At 65.8% G+C, this 15863-nt stretch carries 16 protein-coding genes and 1 tRNA gene; 8 read left to right on the forward strand and 9 right to left on the reverse strand.

Annotated elements, in window-relative coordinates; all coding sequences use genetic code 11:
* Position 1 precedes the first annotated feature (1 nt).
* Together BXU08_RS09160 and BXU08_RS09165 are read left to right on the forward strand one after the other, a co-directional pair.
* The gene (locus tag BXU08_RS09160; RefSeq protein WP_077509782.1) at positions 2-1381 is read left to right on the forward strand and encodes a DUF1501 domain-containing protein; all 1380 of its coding nucleotides are present in this window, start codon (positions 2-4) and stop codon (positions 1379-1381) included.
* 64 nt (positions 1382-1445) lie between these two features.
* Positions 1446-1877 (forward strand): glyoxalase superfamily protein, encoded by a 432-nt coding sequence (locus BXU08_RS09165; protein ID WP_216352915.1) that lies wholly within the window; start codon positions 1446-1448, stop codon positions 1875-1877.
* 29 nt (positions 1878-1906) lie between these two features.
* On the opposite strand, the gene BXU08_RS09170 is transcribed toward BXU08_RS09165, so the two are convergent.
* The 3 genes from BXU08_RS09170 to BXU08_RS09180 are packed head-to-tail and all read right to left on the reverse strand — an operon-like array spanning position 1907 to position 5023.
* Complete coding sequence (locus BXU08_RS09170) at positions 1907-2653, reverse strand: metallophosphoesterase (RefSeq protein WP_077509783.1); 747 nt, start codon at positions 2651-2653, stop codon at positions 1907-1909.
* On the reverse strand, positions 2650-3498 hold the full coding sequence (locus BXU08_RS09175) for a diacylglycerol kinase family protein (RefSeq protein ID WP_077509784.1): 849 nt from the start codon (positions 3496-3498) through the stop codon (positions 2650-2652). The genes BXU08_RS09170 and BXU08_RS09175 overlap by 4 nt, the downstream gene beginning before the upstream one ends.
* Before the next feature lie 37 nt (positions 3499-3535).
* A complete protein-coding gene (locus BXU08_RS09180; protein ID WP_216352916.1) occupies positions 3536-5023 on the reverse strand; it encodes a DUF5597 domain-containing protein in 1488 nt (495 codons plus the stop codon).
* Positions 5024-5134: 111 nt separating this feature from the next.
* Between BXU08_RS09180 and BXU08_RS09185 the strand changes: the two genes are divergently transcribed.
* Positions 5135-5205: transfer RNA gene (locus BXU08_RS09185), tRNA-Gly, on the forward strand.
* Positions 5206-5352: 147 nt separating this feature from the next.
* Here the strand turns inward: BXU08_RS09185 and BXU08_RS09190 are convergent.
* Both BXU08_RS09190 and BXU08_RS09195 read right to left on the reverse strand, forming a co-directional pair.
* On the reverse strand, positions 5353-5649 hold the full coding sequence (locus BXU08_RS09190) for a hypothetical protein (RefSeq protein WP_077509786.1): 297 nt from the start codon (positions 5647-5649) through the stop codon (positions 5353-5355).
* A 158-nt stretch (positions 5650-5807) separates the two neighbouring features.
* Complete coding sequence (locus BXU08_RS09195) at positions 5808-6095, reverse strand: hypothetical protein (protein WP_077509787.1); 288 nt, start codon at positions 6093-6095, stop codon at positions 5808-5810.
* A gap of 224 nt (positions 6096-6319) precedes the next feature.
* On the opposite strand from BXU08_RS09195, the gene BXU08_RS09200 reads away from it, so the two are divergent.
* Entirely contained in the window at positions 6320-7711 is a 1392-nt protein-coding gene (locus BXU08_RS09200) for a M20/M25/M40 family metallo-hydrolase (RefSeq protein ID WP_077509788.1), read from the forward strand.
* Between the two features lie 2 nt (positions 7712-7713).
* Positions 7714-9315 (forward strand): NAD(P)/FAD-dependent oxidoreductase, encoded by a 1602-nt coding sequence (locus tag BXU08_RS09205; RefSeq protein ID WP_077509789.1) that lies wholly within the window; start codon positions 7714-7716, stop codon positions 9313-9315.
* On the opposite strand, the gene BXU08_RS09210 is transcribed toward BXU08_RS09205, so the two are convergent.
* Entirely contained in the window at positions 9277-10569 is a 1293-nt protein-coding gene (locus tag BXU08_RS09210; RefSeq protein ID WP_171982475.1) for an APC family permease, read from the reverse strand. The two genes, BXU08_RS09205 and BXU08_RS09210, sit on opposite strands and share 39 nt — an antisense overlap.
* A gap of 16 nt (positions 10570-10585) precedes the next feature.
* On the reverse strand, positions 10586-11341 hold the full coding sequence (locus tag BXU08_RS09215) for a molybdopterin-binding protein (protein ID WP_077509791.1): 756 nt from the start codon (positions 11339-11341) through the stop codon (positions 10586-10588).
* Between the two features lie 53 nt (positions 11342-11394).
* On the opposite strand from BXU08_RS09215, the gene map reads away from it, so the two are divergent.
* Positions 11395-12219: a type I methionyl aminopeptidase gene (gene map, locus BXU08_RS09220; RefSeq protein WP_077509792.1), complete on the forward strand. Its 825-nt coding sequence runs from the start codon at positions 11395-11397 to the stop codon at positions 12217-12219.
* Positions 12220-12427: 208 nt separating this feature from the next.
* Here the strand turns inward: map and BXU08_RS09225 are convergent, their stop codons facing one another.
* On the reverse strand, positions 12428-13369 hold the full coding sequence (locus BXU08_RS09225; protein WP_150125479.1) for a hypothetical protein: 942 nt from the start codon (positions 13367-13369) through the stop codon (positions 12428-12430).
* A gap of 108 nt (positions 13370-13477) precedes the next feature.
* Positions 13478-13720: a hypothetical protein gene (locus tag BXU08_RS09230; RefSeq protein ID WP_077509794.1), complete on the reverse strand. Its 243-nt coding sequence runs from the start codon at positions 13718-13720 to the stop codon at positions 13478-13480.
* A 256-nt stretch (positions 13721-13976) separates the two neighbouring features.
* On the opposite strand from BXU08_RS09230, the gene BXU08_RS09235 reads away from it, so the two are divergent.
* Positions 13977-14315: a P-II family nitrogen regulator gene (locus BXU08_RS09235; protein ID WP_077509795.1), complete on the forward strand. Its 339-nt coding sequence runs from the start codon at positions 13977-13979 to the stop codon at positions 14313-14315.
* A gap of 94 nt (positions 14316-14409) precedes the next feature.
* A complete protein-coding gene (glnA, locus tag BXU08_RS09240) occupies positions 14410-15822 on the forward strand; it encodes a type I glutamate--ammonia ligase (protein WP_077509796.1) in 1413 nt (470 codons plus the stop codon).
* The last annotated feature ends 41 nt before the right edge of the window (positions 15823-15863 follow it).

The following is a 15863-nucleotide window of genomic DNA, read 5'->3' on the forward strand; positions in this document are numbered from 1 at the left end:
GATGACCTTGTCCCGCCGCAATTTCGTTCGCCTCGTTGCCGGCACCGGTGCGATGGCCGCCATGGGCCAGCTCGGCCGCACCAGCGCGATGGCCGCGCCCAACGGCAATTACCGCGCCATGGTCGGGGTGTTCCTGTTCGGCGGGAACGACAGCTGGAACATGGTGATCCCCACCGACGCCCGGCATGCGACCTATCTCGCCTCGCGCGGCTCGGTCGGCATCAAGGCGGCGGCGCTGACGCCGCTGACCAATGCCAATTATGCGCTGCACCCGTCGATGGCGGCGCTGCGGCCGATCTGGGACGAGGGCAGCCTGGCGCTGGTGCTCAACGCCGGCACGCTGTTCGCGCCGCTCACCAAATCGACCTATCAATCGCGCGCCGATCTGCGTCCGACCAACCTGATGAGCCACTCCGACGAGCAGGCGCATTGGCAGGGGCTGCGCGCACGCGATGTCAGCATCGATGGCTTCATGGGCCGCATGGCCGATCGCATGGTCGCCACCGGCACGCCTTCGACGATCTCGCTGGCCGGCTCGAATCTCGCCACGATCGGCCGGACCAGCTCGGCGCTGGTCCTCCCATCGACAGGCACGCTCGGCCGCAGCGGCTTCAGCACCGGCGGCAATGCCGCGAATCAAGCCAAGAACGCCGCGATCGACGCGCTCGCCAACGGCGGCGGCTATGGCGCGATGACGGAAGCGACGGCCCGTGACATCGTCGGCTCCTATGGCCAGGCGGTGACTGCCAACACGATCATCAGCGCGACCAGTTCGATTGATGGCTATTTCGTCAATCCGGACACCGGCGCGGCGCTGACCAGCGACGTCGCCCGCCAGCTGATGCGCGTCGCCCGCATGATCGCCGCGCGCTCGACGCTCGGCCATGACCGCCAGACCTTCCTGGTCAGCCAGGGCGGCTATGACAATCATTCGGGCCAGGTCGGCGGCGGAAACAACGATACCGGCACCCATGCCAATCTGCTTCGCGACCTCGCCATGGCGCTCGCCGGCTTCCACCGCGCAATGCAGTCGATCGGCATGGGCGAGAACGTCACGGCCTTCACGATGAGCGACTTCGGCCGCACGTTCAAAGGCAATGCCCAGAACGGCACCGATCACGCCTGGGGCGGCAATCACCTCGTCGTCGGCGGCAACGTCACGCCGGGCGGCATCTTCGGCGCCTATCCCGATCCGGTGATCGGCGGCGTCAACGACGTCAGCAACGAAGGCCGCTTCGTGCCTGCGGTGGCGCAGGAGGAATATATCGGCGCAATCGCCCGCTGGCATGGCGTCAGCGATGCCGACATGCCCTATGTCTTCCCAAATTGGTCGACCTGGAGCACCGGCGGCCGCGGCCCGCTAGGGTTGTTCCGCGCTTAACGGCGTTCGATCACATTCCTTCCATGGTGCGCAGCTATCCGCGCAGTGGAGGGAGATTGGGCCGATGGAACTGCATTATCACGAGGTGGCGGCGACCGAGACCTCGGCGGAGGGCGCGCCGAACTTCTATCGCGTCACGCCGTTCATGCATGTGCCGGACCTAGAATCGGCGGTGCATTTCTTCACCGACATCCTCGGCTTCGAATGCCGCTTCCGCCAGGGCATCTATGCCTATGTCCAGCGTGAGGCGGCGGCGTTCCGGCTGGTCGAGAATGTCGGCGACGAAGGCGCACCCCCGGGCAATCGCCGCTTCTGTTATTATGTCGATGTGAACGACGTTGCCGCAGTCGAGGCCGAGCTGGCGCCCAAGGCGACTTTGCTCAACGATGGCGACCTCTACGGCCCGATCGACCAGATCTATGGCCAGCGCGAGCTGATGGTGGTGGCGCCGGATGGCAACCTGCTGGTGTTCGGGCAGGATCTGACGCGCACATAGTTTCTCCCCTCCTTGAAAGGGAGGGGAGCTTACAGCGCCACGCTTGCCTCGCCCTTGAACCGGGCGATCGTCTCGAAGCTGCTTCCGTCGATCCGGATCTCGTTGAACGATGGCGGCTGGCTGCGCACACGTTCCGACAGCGTCCCCGCGCCGATCAGCCGCACCGTCCGTCCCGCCACTTCGTGCGCGATGTCGAACGGGTCATGGACATGCCCGGTCAGCACCGCATGCACTCCCGCGGTCGCGAGCGCATCGAGGGATTCGCGGCCGCGCCGGGTCTTCGATGTCGCCATCGTCCCCGCCTCGATCAGCGGGTGGTGCGCGGCGATGAAGATCAGGTCGTCCTTGGGCACTGCCTCGACCAGCGCGAGCGATTCCTGCAACGATCGGGTGCTGACATAGCCCTTCGACCAGTTGGTACGGAACTGGAAGCGCGCCGTGGTCTTGAGCGGCACCACGCTGACGCCCTTCAGGTCGAGCGGCTTCTCGATCATACGCTCGATCGCGATGTAGCGCTTGTAGGGCGTCACGAACCGCGCCCACAGGTTGAAATAGGGCAGATCATGGTTGCCGACTTCGACCGTCACCGGCCGGCCAAGGCTCTCGAGCCATTTGCCCGCCGCCTCGAACTCCTTGGCCCGCGCACGCATCGTCAGGTCGCCGGTCATGATGACGGCGTCGGGCTGCTCTTCCTTCACCTTGGCGCCGAACCAATCGATCGCTTCGCGATCCTCGCGCCCGAAATGGACGTCGCTGACGTGAAACAGGCGGGTCATGTCGCCGGCACCTCCTCATCCGTGCGGGTGGCAATGAACGTCTCGAGGCTCTTGCCCGAGCGGATCTTCTCATGCGGCTGGAGCATCACCGGCTCGCCATCGAACAACGCCTGAGCGGGCTTTCGGCCCCGCACGCGCAGTTCCCCGGTCCGCGTCTCGCTGACTGCGCGCGCGGCGACCCAGTCGCCGGTCAGCCAGTCCCAGCCGAGCTGCGCGATCGATCCCAGGTCGCGCGCATCGACGCCCGCGACATGCAGGCCGTCGAGATCGGGCGTGACGAACACCGCCTGGTAATCGTCGCCCAGCCCCGGCGCGCCTTCGACGCGGATGCCGCGCCCGTCGAAAGTCTTGCGCCAAGCCGCCCTGGCCGCACCGACCAGCCGGCCGAACCTGCCCTTGCGCACCGCCTCGCGCGCCCGGCCCCATGCGGCGGCCGGGCCGAGGATGAGACCGACGAACGCACGATGCTTGCCGGCGATGACATAGGGCAGTGCCACCCGGCGGGTGCTCTGGTGCGCGGCGTGGAGGATCTTGTGCGGATCGGTCTCGACGTGGAGCCCCTTGGCGAGCAGGTTCATCGTCCCGCCCGGCAGGATCAGGAACGCGCCTTCCCATCTCTCAAGTGCGCAGAGCGCCGCGTTGATCGTCCCGTCACCGGCAAACAGCACCACGGTATCGACCCCCGCCTCGTCGAGCTCCTTGGGCTTGGGCATGCCCTGGTCGGGGAATTCGGTCCGCCCGGCGAGCTTCAGCCCGCTCTCTTCGAACACGGCCTCCAGTGCTTCGCATTTGGCGCGGGTGGCAGTGCCGGAGTTGGGATTGGTGATGAACCACAGTGTTTCCATGCCCGCCGCAACGCGCGAGCCGGCGTTTGGTCGCTTCTCAGCCGTAACGATACAGCCGGACTCGCTGGACACCCTGCGCGTCCGGCGGCAACCGGACATGGCGGCCCTGGTGCGTCTGGTCGCCGTTCAGCGTCCGGCCGGGCACCCATTTCCCATCGACGAACCGGCCTTCCTCGACGCGGTCGAGCCCGACCCGGCCCTTGCCGTCGGCAGGTTCGACGGTGACCGTGATCCCGCCCCCGGCGATCAGATAGTCCTCGCCGCCCAGCCACAGGATCATGCCGCCATGCTCGGCAGGCACCTGCTTGTCTTTCGCCGTCCACGGATCGACGAAGCTCACCGTGAAGCGATAGCCGCCCAGCGTCTGGACCTGCGGCGTCTCGTCCACCGCCCCCTCGAAGCTCACCGTTGGCGAGAAGCCCGCGATGCGCCCGCTCGCCTGCGCACGCACGATCTCCGGCGTCATGCTGTCGAGCAGGCCGTACAGCGCGCCCAGCTTCGCCGCGCCGCCTGCATCTATGCTCTCGATCGAAAACGGACTGAAGCCGATCCCGCGGTGCCGGGCGATCACGCCGAACGCATTGGCCGCCGCGCGCGGATCACCGGCATTGTTCGCCTCGGGCACGAACAGCGGATTGCCCGGTCGGACATAGCCCGCGACGATCCCGGAGAAGTTGGGGAAATAAATGTCGGGCGCCAGGAAATCGAGCGACGGCGCCGCCTTGCGCCACACATCCAGCAGATGCGCCAGCGGCCCACCGCTCGGATATTCGCCGGGTAATTTTCCGGGCCGTCCCTGCGCCCCGTTGACGAACATCGGCAGCGCATATTCGCGCTTGCCCGCCCGTGTCACTGCTTCGGTGAACCGCGCATAGGCATTGGCAGTGAACGCCTCCTCCGAACCCCTGAACTTCGCGAACGCCGCCTCGGCCACCGGCCCGCGCTCGCGCGCCGTCGGCAGGAAGCCGATCTCGTTCTCGACCTGCACCATGATCACCGTATGGCGATCGCCGTCGATCTTCTTGAGATGCGCCATCAGCGCCGCGAAGGCCTTGGCATCGGCGTCGCGCGTCGCGGTGCCGAACGCCGACAATATCTCCTGCGCCTTGCCGCGCGCATCGGTCGTCCGCGGAAAGCGCTTCTCGTCGCGCTTCACCCAGGCGGGCACGTAAGTCGACATCGAGTTCTTCCAGCTGCCGAACCACAGCAGCACCAGCCGCAAGTCATGCGCGCGTGCATCCTCGATCAGCCAGCCGACGGTCGTGAAGTCGAACTTTCCCTCCTGCGGCTCGATCAGCTCCCAGTTCACCGGCGCCAGCACCGTGTTGAGATGCATCGCCTTGAGCCGTGCCCAATGCGGCCCCAGCCATTGGCGATCCGAAGCACTCGAATTGCCCAGCTCGCCGCCCAGCACGAGGAACGGCTTGCCATCGACGATCAGCTGGTCGTTCTTCAGATGCGGAATCTGCGCAGCGGCGGGGACTGCGGCGAACAGCAGAGCGAGCGAGGCGAGCAGGCGTTTCATGCCCCTGTCATCCCCTGCCGCTACGGAAGCAGTCAAGCCACCCGCGCTTTCGCGCATGCACGCATTCGCCGATTGACCGCCCGCCCCACCCTGTGGCAACCGGGCTGCCGCGCGGGTGTAGCTCAATGGTAGAGCAGAAGCTTCCCAAGCTTACGACGAGGGTTCGATTCCCTTCACCCGCTCCCCGGTCTCCTCCCGAAGACCCGCTCCATCCCTCCTAAATCGAGGGATTGAGATGACCGAAAATGCGGACGGTCGGCTAACGCCCCGGTAGCGGACAATCCCGCCGGTCGGGCACTCGTGGAGTAGGCTCAATCCGCGTAAAGGCGCTACTCCATTATCTTGGCAGTCAGCAGCATTTCAGCGCAGCGTTTCCAAGGGTTTTCGGCGACGTGCGGCCGGAGAGGTGGTCGCCGCCCCGCTTCGGCGGCTGCGCCGTAGAGAAGGTCCGAGATTGTCCCGACCTCCCAGCCGAGCGGGCCGGACGAGTACTTATACTCCTCCGGATTCGCCTCATACATCGCTCGATCGGCTTCAAAGTCTGCCGCCAACGCATGAAGGAACGAGCCAAAGCTTTGTTCGTCGTGGACAAGTTCAAGCAGAGCGTCGAGATCGTTCGGAGCCATGCGGCGTAGGATGCGCTAACAGCCGGACGAGGGCAATGTCCGCAATCCACCCGATCTCTGCCATTCGCTATCGGGGAAGCGGACGCCAAAAGCTGCCAATCCGCAATCGCCGCAAAGTCGGCCATTAGTCTCACGGCTTGCCTTGCCCGAGAGCGGACCTAATCCAAGCGCTTCATGAACCCGTTGGAGAAATAGCCGACCAATGCGCCGCTCAGTTCTTCACTGACCATCGACGCGAGCGCCTCACCCTCCTTGTCGAGTTCGGCTACGCGATGATTTGGGAAGCCAGCGAAGTGCACCTCTTCGTATTGCGCCTGCCACGTAGCAATGCGGTCTGAGAGACGATCCGACAGGCCGAGGGATTTCGGATCGACGTAGCCGCCGTCGACGGCGTTGCGAACACCAGTTCCTGACAGCATTCCATCGATCAGAAACTCGTTTGCCATGTCGCCTCCGGCGTGAAGAATAAACTCCGAGCGGAACGGGTGCAACGGCAGCTAATGGCGCCACCGGAGCCAGAAGCGGTCGGACTGCGAGCCACCCGATAGCGGACCTTCAGGGGCTGTCCGCCCCGATGCAGATTGACGCGAATTCGCCGTCTCGTTAGCGACGTGGGTTAGCGGATGATACCCTTCACCCGCTCCATCCTTCTGATCGGAGCTCCCGCCCCATGCGTCACTTCGCGGCTTTTCTCGCAGTGGCGCTCGCCGCCGGCTCCGCGCATGCGCAGACCAATCCGCAGGCCGAGGCCCAGGCACTCGAACTGCTCAAGCGCGGCGTCGCCTTCCGCACCGTCTCCGGCGCCGGCAACCAGACCTTCGACTATGCCAGCTACCTAAAGTCGCAGCTCGTCGCCGGCGGGTTCGCCGATGCCGATGTCCGCGTCGAGAAGCTCGGCGACACCGCCTATCTGGTCGCGCGCTATCGCGGCACCGGCAAGGCGAAGAACGGCGCCAAACCGATCCTGATCTCCGGGCATATGGATGTGGTCGAGGCCAAGCCGGCCGATTGGGAGCGCGATCCGTTCACCCCGGTGGTCGAGAACGGCTATCTGTTCGGCCGCGGCGCCAGCGACAACAAGTTCGACGTCTCGACCTTCACTGCCTCGATGATCCAGCTTAAGCGCGAGGGCTTCAAGCCGGGCCGCGACATCGTGATGCTGTTCTCGGGCGACGAGGAGACGGCGATGAAGACTACTGCCGCGCTCGCCAACGAATTCCACGACGCCGAGCTGCTGCTCAACATCGACGGCGGCGGCGGCGACATGGACGAAGCCGGCAAGCCGGTGATGTTCGGCGTCCAGGGCGCCGAGAAGACCTACGCCGATTTCCAGCTGAGCGTCGTCAATCCCGGCGGCCATTCCAGCGCACCCCGCAAGCCCAATGCGATCTACCAGCTCGCCGCCGCGCTGGCGAAGATCGAGGCGTTCGAATTCCCCGGCCAGGTCAACGAGATCACCAGGGCAAGCTGGGCCGCAACCGCCGCCCGCACCGCCGACACCAGGCTTGCCGACGCGATGCGCCGTTTTGCCGCCAATCCCGAGGATGCCGAGGCCCGCGCAGCGCTCCGCGCCGATCCCGGTTTCGTCGGCCAGACCGGCACCACCTGCGTCGCGACGATGGCCAATGCCGGCCACGCCACCAACGCGCTGCCCCAGCGCGCCACTGCGAACATCAATTGCCGGATCTTCCCCGGCACGCCGATCGCGCAGGTCCAGGCCAAGCTCGCCGAGCTGGTTGCCGATCCGGCGGTAAAGGTGGTCAAGGTCGAAAGCGGATCGGTGCCGAGCGACGCCTCGCCGCTGCGCCCCGAGCTGATGAAGGTCATCGCCAAGGCTGTTCACGCGCGCTTCCCCGAAGCGCCGGTGGTCCCGGTGATGTCGTCGGGCGCGACGGACAGCATGTGGTTCCGGGGCAAGGGCGTGCCGAGCTACGGCGTCAGCCCGTTGTTCATGAAGTCGAGCGACAGCTTCGCGCACGGCCTTAACGAGCGCATCCCGGTGGGCGAAATCGCCCCGGCGATCACCTTCTACAAGCGCGTGATCTCCGAGCTCGCGAAGTAGGCATGACTCGCCGCACCGATGCGCTGATCGTCGGCGGCGGGCATAACGGGCTGGTCTGCGCCTTTTACCTGGCACGCGCCGGGCTCAAGGTCCGGGTGCTCGAGCGGCGGCATGTCGTCGGCGGCGCGGCGGTGAGCGAGGAATTCCACCCCGGCTTCCGCAATTCGACGGCGAGCTACACCGTCAGCCTGCTCCGGCCAAAGGTGATCGCCGACATGCGCCTCTATGAACGCGGCTGGCGCGTGGTCGAGCGGCAGATCAGCAACTTCCTGCCGCACGACGGCGGCTATCTGAAGCTCGGCGGGGGCAGCGCACGCACCGCCAACGAGTTCGCACGCTTTTCGAGCAAGGATGCCGGGGCCTTTCCGCTGTACGAGGCGGCGCTGGAGCGCGTCGCCGAAGTGCTGCGCGACATGGCGCTGAAGACGCCGCCCAACGCCGGCGGCGGCATCCGCGCGCTGCTCTCGGCGGCGGCGCAGGGCAAGCGGCTCGCCGGCATGTCGATCGAAGCGCAGCGCGACACGATGGACCTGTTCGTCAAGTCCGCGCGCGACTTCCTCGATGGCTGGTTCGAGAACGACTATGTCAAGGCGGCCTTCGGCTTCGACGCCGTGGTCGGCAACTATGCCAGCCCCGATACGCCCGGCAGCGCCTATGTGCTGCTGCACCACGTCTTCGGCGAAGTGAACGGCAAGAAGGGCGCCTGGGGCCACAGCATCGGCGGCATGGGCGCGATCACGCAGCTGATGGCGCAGGCGTGCGTCGAAGCGGGCGTCGAGATCAGCCTCGAAGCACCGGTCGCGAAATTGCTGGTCGATGGTGGCAAGGTCGCAGGCGTGCGGCTGGAGAGCGGCGAGGAGATTGCCGCCAAGGTCGTCGCCGCCAATGTCGGCCCTGCCCTGCTCTACCGCCAGCTTGTCGATCGCAGCGACATGCCCGCCGACTTCGCCCGCCGCATGGACGGGTACAAGGCCGGATCGGGCACCTTCCGGATGAACGTGGCGCTGTCCGAACTGCCCGACTTCACGGTTTTGCCGGGCAAGGGCGAACACCATACCGCCGGCATCATGATCTGCCCGACGCTCGACTATATGGACCGCGCCTATACCAGCGCGCGCGCCAAGGGCTTTTCCGACGAACCCATTGTCGAGATCACGATCCCGAGCACGATGGACGACAGCCTCGCCCCGCCCGGCCAGCACGTCGCCGCGCTGTTCTGCCAGCAATTCGCGCCGACGCTGCCCGACGGGCGCAGCTGGGACGACGAACGCGAAGCCGCCGCCGACCGCATCATTGATACGGTCACCAAGCACGCGCCCAACTTCAAGTCATCGGTGATTGCCCGCCAGATCCATTCGCCACTCGATCTGGAGCGCAAGTTCGGGCTGATCGGCGGCGATATCATGCACGGCCACATGTCGCTCGATCAGCTCTGGGCCGCACGCCCGGTGCTGGGCCATGGCGATTATCGGGGGCCGATCGCCGGCCTATACATGTGCGGCGCGGGCACGCATCCCGGCGGCGGCGTCACCGGCGCGCCGGGCCATAATGCGGCGCACGAGATCCTACGCGATCGGAGCCTGCTCGGCCGCCTGTTCGGCTGAGCCGCGGATCAGATAGAGCGGGATCGCCGTCGCCATCAGCAGCAGGCTGAGAAGGATCGCTTCGTATCCGGCGCCCCAGATCGCCCATAAAGCGAAGACCAGCCCGATCGCCGCGACCGGCCGCACCACACCCAGCACCAGCGCCGACAGGCACGCACCTGCATAGAACCAGAGTGTCGCAGCGGTCGTCACGCGCAGCATGAAGTCATAGATCGCCGCGGTGTCGCGAGAGGCGTTGCTGAGCACGAGCACGCTGGCGAGGATCGTCGATGCCAGCAGTGCCGCTACCGGCACGTCGCGCGCATTGGTGCGTCCGATCCGCGCAGGGATCACGCCGGCGCGCGCCATACCGAGCGGCACTTCGCCCTGGAGCAGCGTCCAGCCGTTGAGCGCACCGATCGCCGCCACTGCGGCAAAGCCGGCAATGGCCAATCCCGCGCCGCGGCCCCAGAAGGTCTCCACGAACAACGAGACAGGTGCGTTGGCGCCCGCCACCGCCTCCTGCGGCATCGCGAAAATGATTCCCGAACAGGCAATCAGATAGAGCAGCCCGGTCAGTCCGACGCCGGTCAGCGTCGCCCGCGTGATCGTCCGTGCGGGATCGCGCACGCGTTCGGCGGCCACTCCGGCGCACTCGAACCCGACCATCGCAAAAAAGGCGAGCGTGACCGCCGAGGCGAGCTGGCCGGGATCGAACGGCGCATGCGGATGGGTGTCGGCGGCAAGGTCGCCCGCCGCGCCCAATTGCCCGAGCAGCAGGACGATAGCGGCGAGCGGCACCAGCTTGATCAGCGTCGTCACCACTTGGAAGCTTCCCGCCGTCCGCGCCCCGCGCAGGTTGATCAGCGTAACCAGCCAGAGCAGCGCGACTGCCGCCAGCACCAGGGTCAGCGAGGATGCGGCAAGCGGCGGCCAGAACACCGCGAGATAGCGTATCGCAGTGAGCGCAATGAACGCATTGGCTGCCCACACGCCGACCCACATCGTCCACGCGATCAGCACGCCGGGCAGCGGGCCCAGCGCCGTGGCACAGATCGCCAGCGTTCCCGTCGCCTCGGGCATCGCGCGCGACAGGCCGGCGATCACCCAGGCGATCACCATCGCGCCGGCGATGGCCGCGATCCAGGCGACAACACTGGTAAAGCCGAAGGGGGCAAGCTGCGCGGGCAGCGCGAAAAAGCCCGAACCGATCATGTTGCCGATCACCAGCGCCGTCGCCGTCCAGAAGCCGAAAGGTCTTCGCGATTCCGTCATGTGTGTTCCCGGCAAATCAGATTCCCCCTTCGATCGCCTCCAGCCCTTTGGTCGCAAGCCCCTCGACCAATGCGTCGGCGCAGGCATCGAGCGTAGCCTGATCGGTCGCCCGCACCACGAAATTTGCGCCCGTCCGCCCCTCGCGGAAAAAGGGATAGCTGCCGATCGAAACGCCGTCATGCGCACGCTCGGTCGCGCCCAGCAGATCGGCGATCTCGCTCTCGGCAACCCACGCGCCGACGGTACGCGACAGCACCGGCAGCCCGCCCTCCAGCGTGCCGGTAAGCGCGTCGAGCATGCCCGCGGTAATGTGCGGCACGCCCGCCAGGATGAAGATGTTGTCCCAGCGGATGCCCGGTGCACCTGACATCCGGTTGGGAATCAGGTCGGCGCCTTCTGGCACGCGCGCCATACGCAGCCGCGCGTCGGTCAGGCCGCCGCGGGTCTGGTAATAGCCTTCAAGCACCGCGCGCGCACCAGGGTGGACAATCACCGGCACGCCGAGCGCCACGGCGATCGCGTCGACGGTGATGTCGTCATGCGTCGGCCCGATGCCGCCGGTGGTGAACAGATAGTCGTTGCGGGCGCGCAGTGCGTTGACTGCCTCGACGATGGCGGCCTCGACATCGGGCACGATCCGCACTTCGGCCAGCCGGATTCCCTGGACGTTGAGCCAGGTCGCAAGCTGCGCGACATTCTTGTCCTGGGTCCGCCCGGACAGGATCTCGTCGCCGATCACCACCAGTGCCGCTGTCCAGATGCGCTCGCTCATCGCGATGGCGTAGAGCCTCGCAAACCGCCACGCAAACGCCTATATCGCCGCGCATGACCGAATATGTCACCGTCACCGAAGACATGCCGCAGGCGCGCGACGGCGCCATCAAGCTCCACGGGCCCGCGGGCTTCGAAGGCATGCGCAAGGCCGGCCAGCTTGCCGCGCAGATCCTTGACGCGCTCGTGCCGCATGTCGTGCCGGGCGTAACTACCGCCGAACTCGACGACATCGTCCGCAACATGACGATCGCCGCGGGCGGCGTGCCCGCGACGCTCGGCTATCGCGGCTACACGCACAGCTGCTGCATCTCGATCAACCATGTCGTCTGCCACGGCATCCCGTCGGAGCGCACGCTCAAGGACGGCGACATCGTCAATATCGACGTCACGCCGATGCTCGGCGGCTGGCACGGCGACACCAGCCGGATGTACCTGGCCGGCGATGTGCCGATCAAGGCGCGCCGGCTGGTCGATGTCACCTATGAATGCCTGATGTTGGGTCTTGAGCAGGCCAAGCCCGGCAACCATCTCGGCGACGTCAGCCACGCGATCCAGCAGCATGCCGAGAAGCACCGCTACGGCGTGGTCCGCGATTTCTGCGGACATGGCCTCGGACAGATCTTCCACGACGCGCCCGAAGTGGTCCATGTCGGCCGCCCCGGCACCGGCCCGGAGCTGCGTCCCGGCATGTTCTTCACGGTGGAGCCGATGATCAACATCGGCCGCCCAGACGTGAAGCTGCTCGACGACGGCTGGACGGCAGTGACTCGCGACCGCTCGCTCTCGGCGCAGTTCGAGCATTCGATCGGCATCACCGAAACCGGCTGCGAGATCTTCACGACCAGCCCCAAGGGCCTGCACCAGCCGCCTTACTAAACGCCTCTCCCTGGGGGAGAGGTAGCGAGGCTTGGCAGCTTGCTGCCTAGCGGAGCTAGGTGAGGGTGTCCCGCTCCCGTTAGGATGCACAGGTTCAGGCTGCACCGCAGCCTGAACCTGTGCAACCCTCACCCAGCTCCGACTAAGCCTTCGCTTCGCGAAGACTACGTCTGCGCAACCTCTCCCCACGGGAGAAGGAAGTCAGGGATCAATGCCCTCCATACGCCCGGCCCGACTGGGCGAGGCGCTGGCTGTTGGTGTTCCCGGGCACCGCGATGTGCGTGGCGGGATCATATTCCCTGCCCACGCCGGCGCTGTCCTGCGGCACCCAGATGTTGACCACGGTGTTGCTGTAGCCCCGCGGCAGATAGCGCACCCAATAGCCGTCCGGATGCGCGCTCCACCGGCCCGACGGGACGTCGCGGCTGCCCGGCCCCATCGGCGCCATGCCCGACAGAACGGCGACGCGCTCCAGTTCGGCGAAGCTGGTGCCCGGCGATGCCAGCATTCGGCGCAGGTCCGCCTCGGCCTGGAGCACCTGGCGCACGCCGCTCGGCAGATTGTCCGCGATCGGCCCGCTGGTAAGCATGTCGAGCGCGTTGCGGTTGAGCGAGGCGAGCTGGCGCGGCGTCAGCAGCGCCGCGGCGACTGCCTTGTGCTCGGTCGACAGGTCCTCGAACTTGGCGCGCGCGATGATCGCCCAGAGCAGCGTCTGGATCTTCTGCTGGCTGATCTCGGGACGGTTCACCGAATTGCGCAGGATCGTGATCACGGCATCTTCCGCCGGGCCCTTGGTCGGGCCGAACAGATAGCCGTCGCCGCCGCCCGGACCGTGCGTGCCCGCCTTCAGGCAATAGCTCTGGTCGTGGAATTCATAATAGCCCGGCTGGAGCAAGAAGCCGCCATTCGGCGTGCGCTGCAGCGTCGCCAGGTTGCGCTTGGGCTCTCGCGGCGTGAAGCCGTCCTTGCTCGGGTCGCCCCATTTCGCGTCCGGCAGGCTGGTGGTGATCGGCGCCTTTTGCAGGCTCGGCAGGCCGATGCCGGCCTTTTTGGCGAGGCCGCCCAGCCCCCCGAATTGTGCCGCGGCGGGCGTGGCACCGAGTGCGAGTGCGGCCGCAAGCGCGGTGCCCAGAATCATACGGATTTTCATCGTCGCTGGCTCTTCCGATCTGTTCTTGACGCACGGCCATCCCCTCGGCCGCGGCGTTTTCCTAATACAGATCGTCAGGCGGTGCGAGCGCCGGTTACGCGTTTGCTGTCATGCAGCCTTGTCGAGGAGATGCGGCGGAATGGTCCAGCGCCGCAGCGCCTCACGCGCCTGCTCGGCATCGATCTCGCCGAGCGAACTGCGGATCTTGAAACCGTCGCGCCGCGCCGCGTCGATCGCGAGCAGGCTGTGCGCCATGATGACCAGCGGCCCCCGCGCCACGACGCTGCCCGAGGAGCGCCCGGATGCGTCGACACGCCACAATTCGGCAGGGACATTCGGCAACAGGCCCACGGCAATTTCCGATATGGTTCAACTGATGCAAGAACGTGCAAATATAACATATGTTCCAGTCGGCGGCGGAAGCTGCCGCGTCTGCAAGGGCCCGCCTGCCGTCGAATGAGGCACGGCAATCACCGCTGCCCGTTTGACAGGCACTTGTTTCGCCTTGCGCGGCATGCAACCGGAGGGGCATCCTCGACTCTGTCTCTGGCACGGTTGTTGCCAGTCGCGCGCTACGGGGACTGCCTCATTTCCTTTGGGGGAACACGTGAAAAAGATCGAAGCGATCATCAAGCCGTTCAAGCTCGATGAAGTGAAAGAGGCGCTGCACGAAGTCGGCGTCAGCGGCATCACCGTCACCGAAGCCAAGGGCTTCGGCCGCCAGAAGGGCCATACCGAGCTCTATCGCGGCGCGGAATATGTGGTGGATTTCCTCCCCAAGGTGAAGCTCGAGGTGGTGGTCGACGACACGCTCGCCGACCGTGTCGTGGAGGCGATTGCCGCCGCGGCGCAGACCGGGCGGATCGGCGACGGCAAGATCTTCGTGATCCCCGTCGAGACCGCACTGCGCATCCGCACCGGCGAGCGCAACGAGAACGCCATTTGACGCAGCGCAGCACTGTAATATTGCAGCGCACGCACAGGTAATTTTATTGCCCGATTCGGCGGGCGTACGAAAGAGAGCGAAAGGGCTTACGAAAATGGCGAACTCGGCCAATGACATCCTTAAGATGGTCAAGGATCAGGAGATCGAGTGGATCGACCTGCGCTTCACCGACCCCAAGGGCAAGTGGCAGCATCTGACCATGGTCGCGAAGATCCTCGGCGAGGACGAGCTGACCGACGGCCTGATGTTCGACGGCTCCTCGATCGAGGGCTGGAAGGCGATCAACGAGTCCGACATGATCCTCAAGCCCGATCTCGACGCGGTCTGGGTCGATCCGTTCTCGGCGACGCCGATGCTGATCCTGGTCTGCGACGTGGTCGAGCCCTCGACCGGCGAGCTCTATTCGCGCGATCCGCGTTCGACCGCGAAGCGCTCGGAAGCCTATCTGCAGACGCTGGGCATTGGCGACACGGTCTATGTCGGTCCCGAGGCCGAGTTCTTCATGTTCGACGATGTCCGCTTCGAGAACAGCTATTCGACCAGCTATTACGCGATCGACGACATCGAGCTGCCCGGCAATTCGGGCAAGGAATATGAAGCCGGCAACCTCGGCCACCGTCCGCGCGCCAAGGGCGGCTATTTCCCCGTCGCGCCGGTCGACAGCGCCGTCGACATCCGCGGCGAGATGGTCGCGACGATGCTCGAAATGGGCCTGCCCTGCGACAAGCATCACCACGAAGTCGCCGCCGCGCAGCACGAGCTCGGCCTGACCTACGGCACGCTGGTCGAAACCGCCGACCGTATGCAGATCTACAAGTATGTCGTGCACCAGGTCGCGCATGCCTATGGCAAGACCGCGACCTTCATGCCCAAGCCGATCAAGGAAGATAACGGCTCGGGCATGCACACCCACATCTCGATCTGGGACAAGGGCAATCCGCTGTTCGCCGGCAACGGCTATGCGGGCCTCAGCGACATGTGCCTCTACTTCATCGGCGGCGTGATCAAGCACGCCAAGTCCTTGAACGCCTTCACCAATCCGTCGACCAACAGCTATAAGCGGCTGGTCCCGGGCTATGAAGCGCCGGTGCTTCTCGCCTATTCGTCGCGTAACCGCTCGGCCTCGTGCCGCATTCCTTATGGTGCGGGCAGCAAGGCAAAGCGCGTCGAGTTCCGCTTCCCGGACGCGCTCGCCAATCCGTACCTCTGCTATGCAGCGCTGCTGATGGCCGGCCTCGACGGCATCCAGAACCGCATCCATCCGGGCGATCCGATGGACAAGAACCTGTACGATCTGCCCCCGGCCGAGCTCGAGCAGGTCCCGACCGTCTGCGCGTCGCTCCGCGAAGCGCTCGACAGCCTCGAAGCCGATCAGGACTATCTGCTCAAGGGCGACGTGTTCACCAAGGATCAGATCGCGGCCTATGTCGAAATCAAGCGCGGCGAAGTCGCCCGCTGGGAAATGACCCCGAGCCCGGTCGAATACGACATGTACTACAGCTCGTAATCTTCGAGCCTGGAATGAACGGAACGCCCGGGCCGCAAGGT

Source organism: Sphingomonas sp. LM7 (assembly GCF_002002925.1).
In the GTDB taxonomy this organism is placed as follows: Bacteria; Pseudomonadota; Alphaproteobacteria; order Sphingomonadales; family Sphingomonadaceae; genus Sphingomonas.

Coding starts and splice junctions, on each gene's coding strand:
- BXU08_RS09205 (WP_077509789.1), top strand. CDS start 7,714: ATGACTCGCCGCACCGATGCGCTGATCGTCGGCGGCGGGCATAACGGG.
- BXU08_RS09175 (WP_077509784.1), bottom strand. CDS start 3,498: ATGGAAACACTGTGGTTCATCACCAATCCCAACTCCGGCACTGCCACC.
- glnA (WP_077509796.1), top strand. CDS start 14,410: ATGGCGAACTCGGCCAATGACATCCTTAAGATGGTCAAGGATCAGGAG.
- BXU08_RS09215 (WP_077509791.1), bottom strand. CDS start 11,341: ATGAGCGAGCGCATCTGGACAGCGGCACTGGTGGTGATCGGCGACGAG.
- BXU08_RS09225 (WP_150125479.1), bottom strand. CDS start 13,369: ATGAAAATCCGTATGATTCTGGGCACCGCGCTTGCGGCCGCACTCGCA.
- BXU08_RS09210 (WP_171982475.1), bottom strand. CDS start 10,569: ATGACGGAATCGCGAAGACCTTTCGGCTTCTGGACGGCGACGGCGCTG.
- BXU08_RS09200 (WP_077509788.1), top strand. CDS start 6,320: ATGCGTCACTTCGCGGCTTTTCTCGCAGTGGCGCTCGCCGCCGGCTCC.
- BXU08_RS09160 (WP_077509782.1), top strand. CDS start 2: ATGACCTTGTCCCGCCGCAATTTCGTTCGCCTCGTTGCCGGCACCGGT.
- BXU08_RS09180 (WP_216352916.1), bottom strand. CDS start 5,023: ATGAAACGCCTGCTCGCCTCGCTCGCTCTGCTGTTCGCCGCAGTCCCC.
- map (WP_077509792.1), top strand. CDS start 11,395: ATGACCGAATATGTCACCGTCACCGAAGACATGCCGCAGGCGCGCGAC.
- BXU08_RS09170 (WP_077509783.1), bottom strand. CDS start 2,653: ATGACCCGCCTGTTTCACGTCAGCGACGTCCATTTCGGGCGCGAGGAT.
- BXU08_RS09195 (WP_077509787.1), bottom strand. CDS start 6,095: ATGGCAAACGAGTTTCTGATCGATGGAATGCTGTCAGGAACTGGTGTT.
- BXU08_RS09165 (WP_216352915.1), top strand. CDS start 1,446: ATGGAACTGCATTATCACGAGGTGGCGGCGACCGAGACCTCGGCGGAG.
- BXU08_RS09190 (WP_077509786.1), bottom strand. CDS start 5,649: ATGGCTCCGAACGATCTCGACGCTCTGCTTGAACTTGTCCACGACGAA.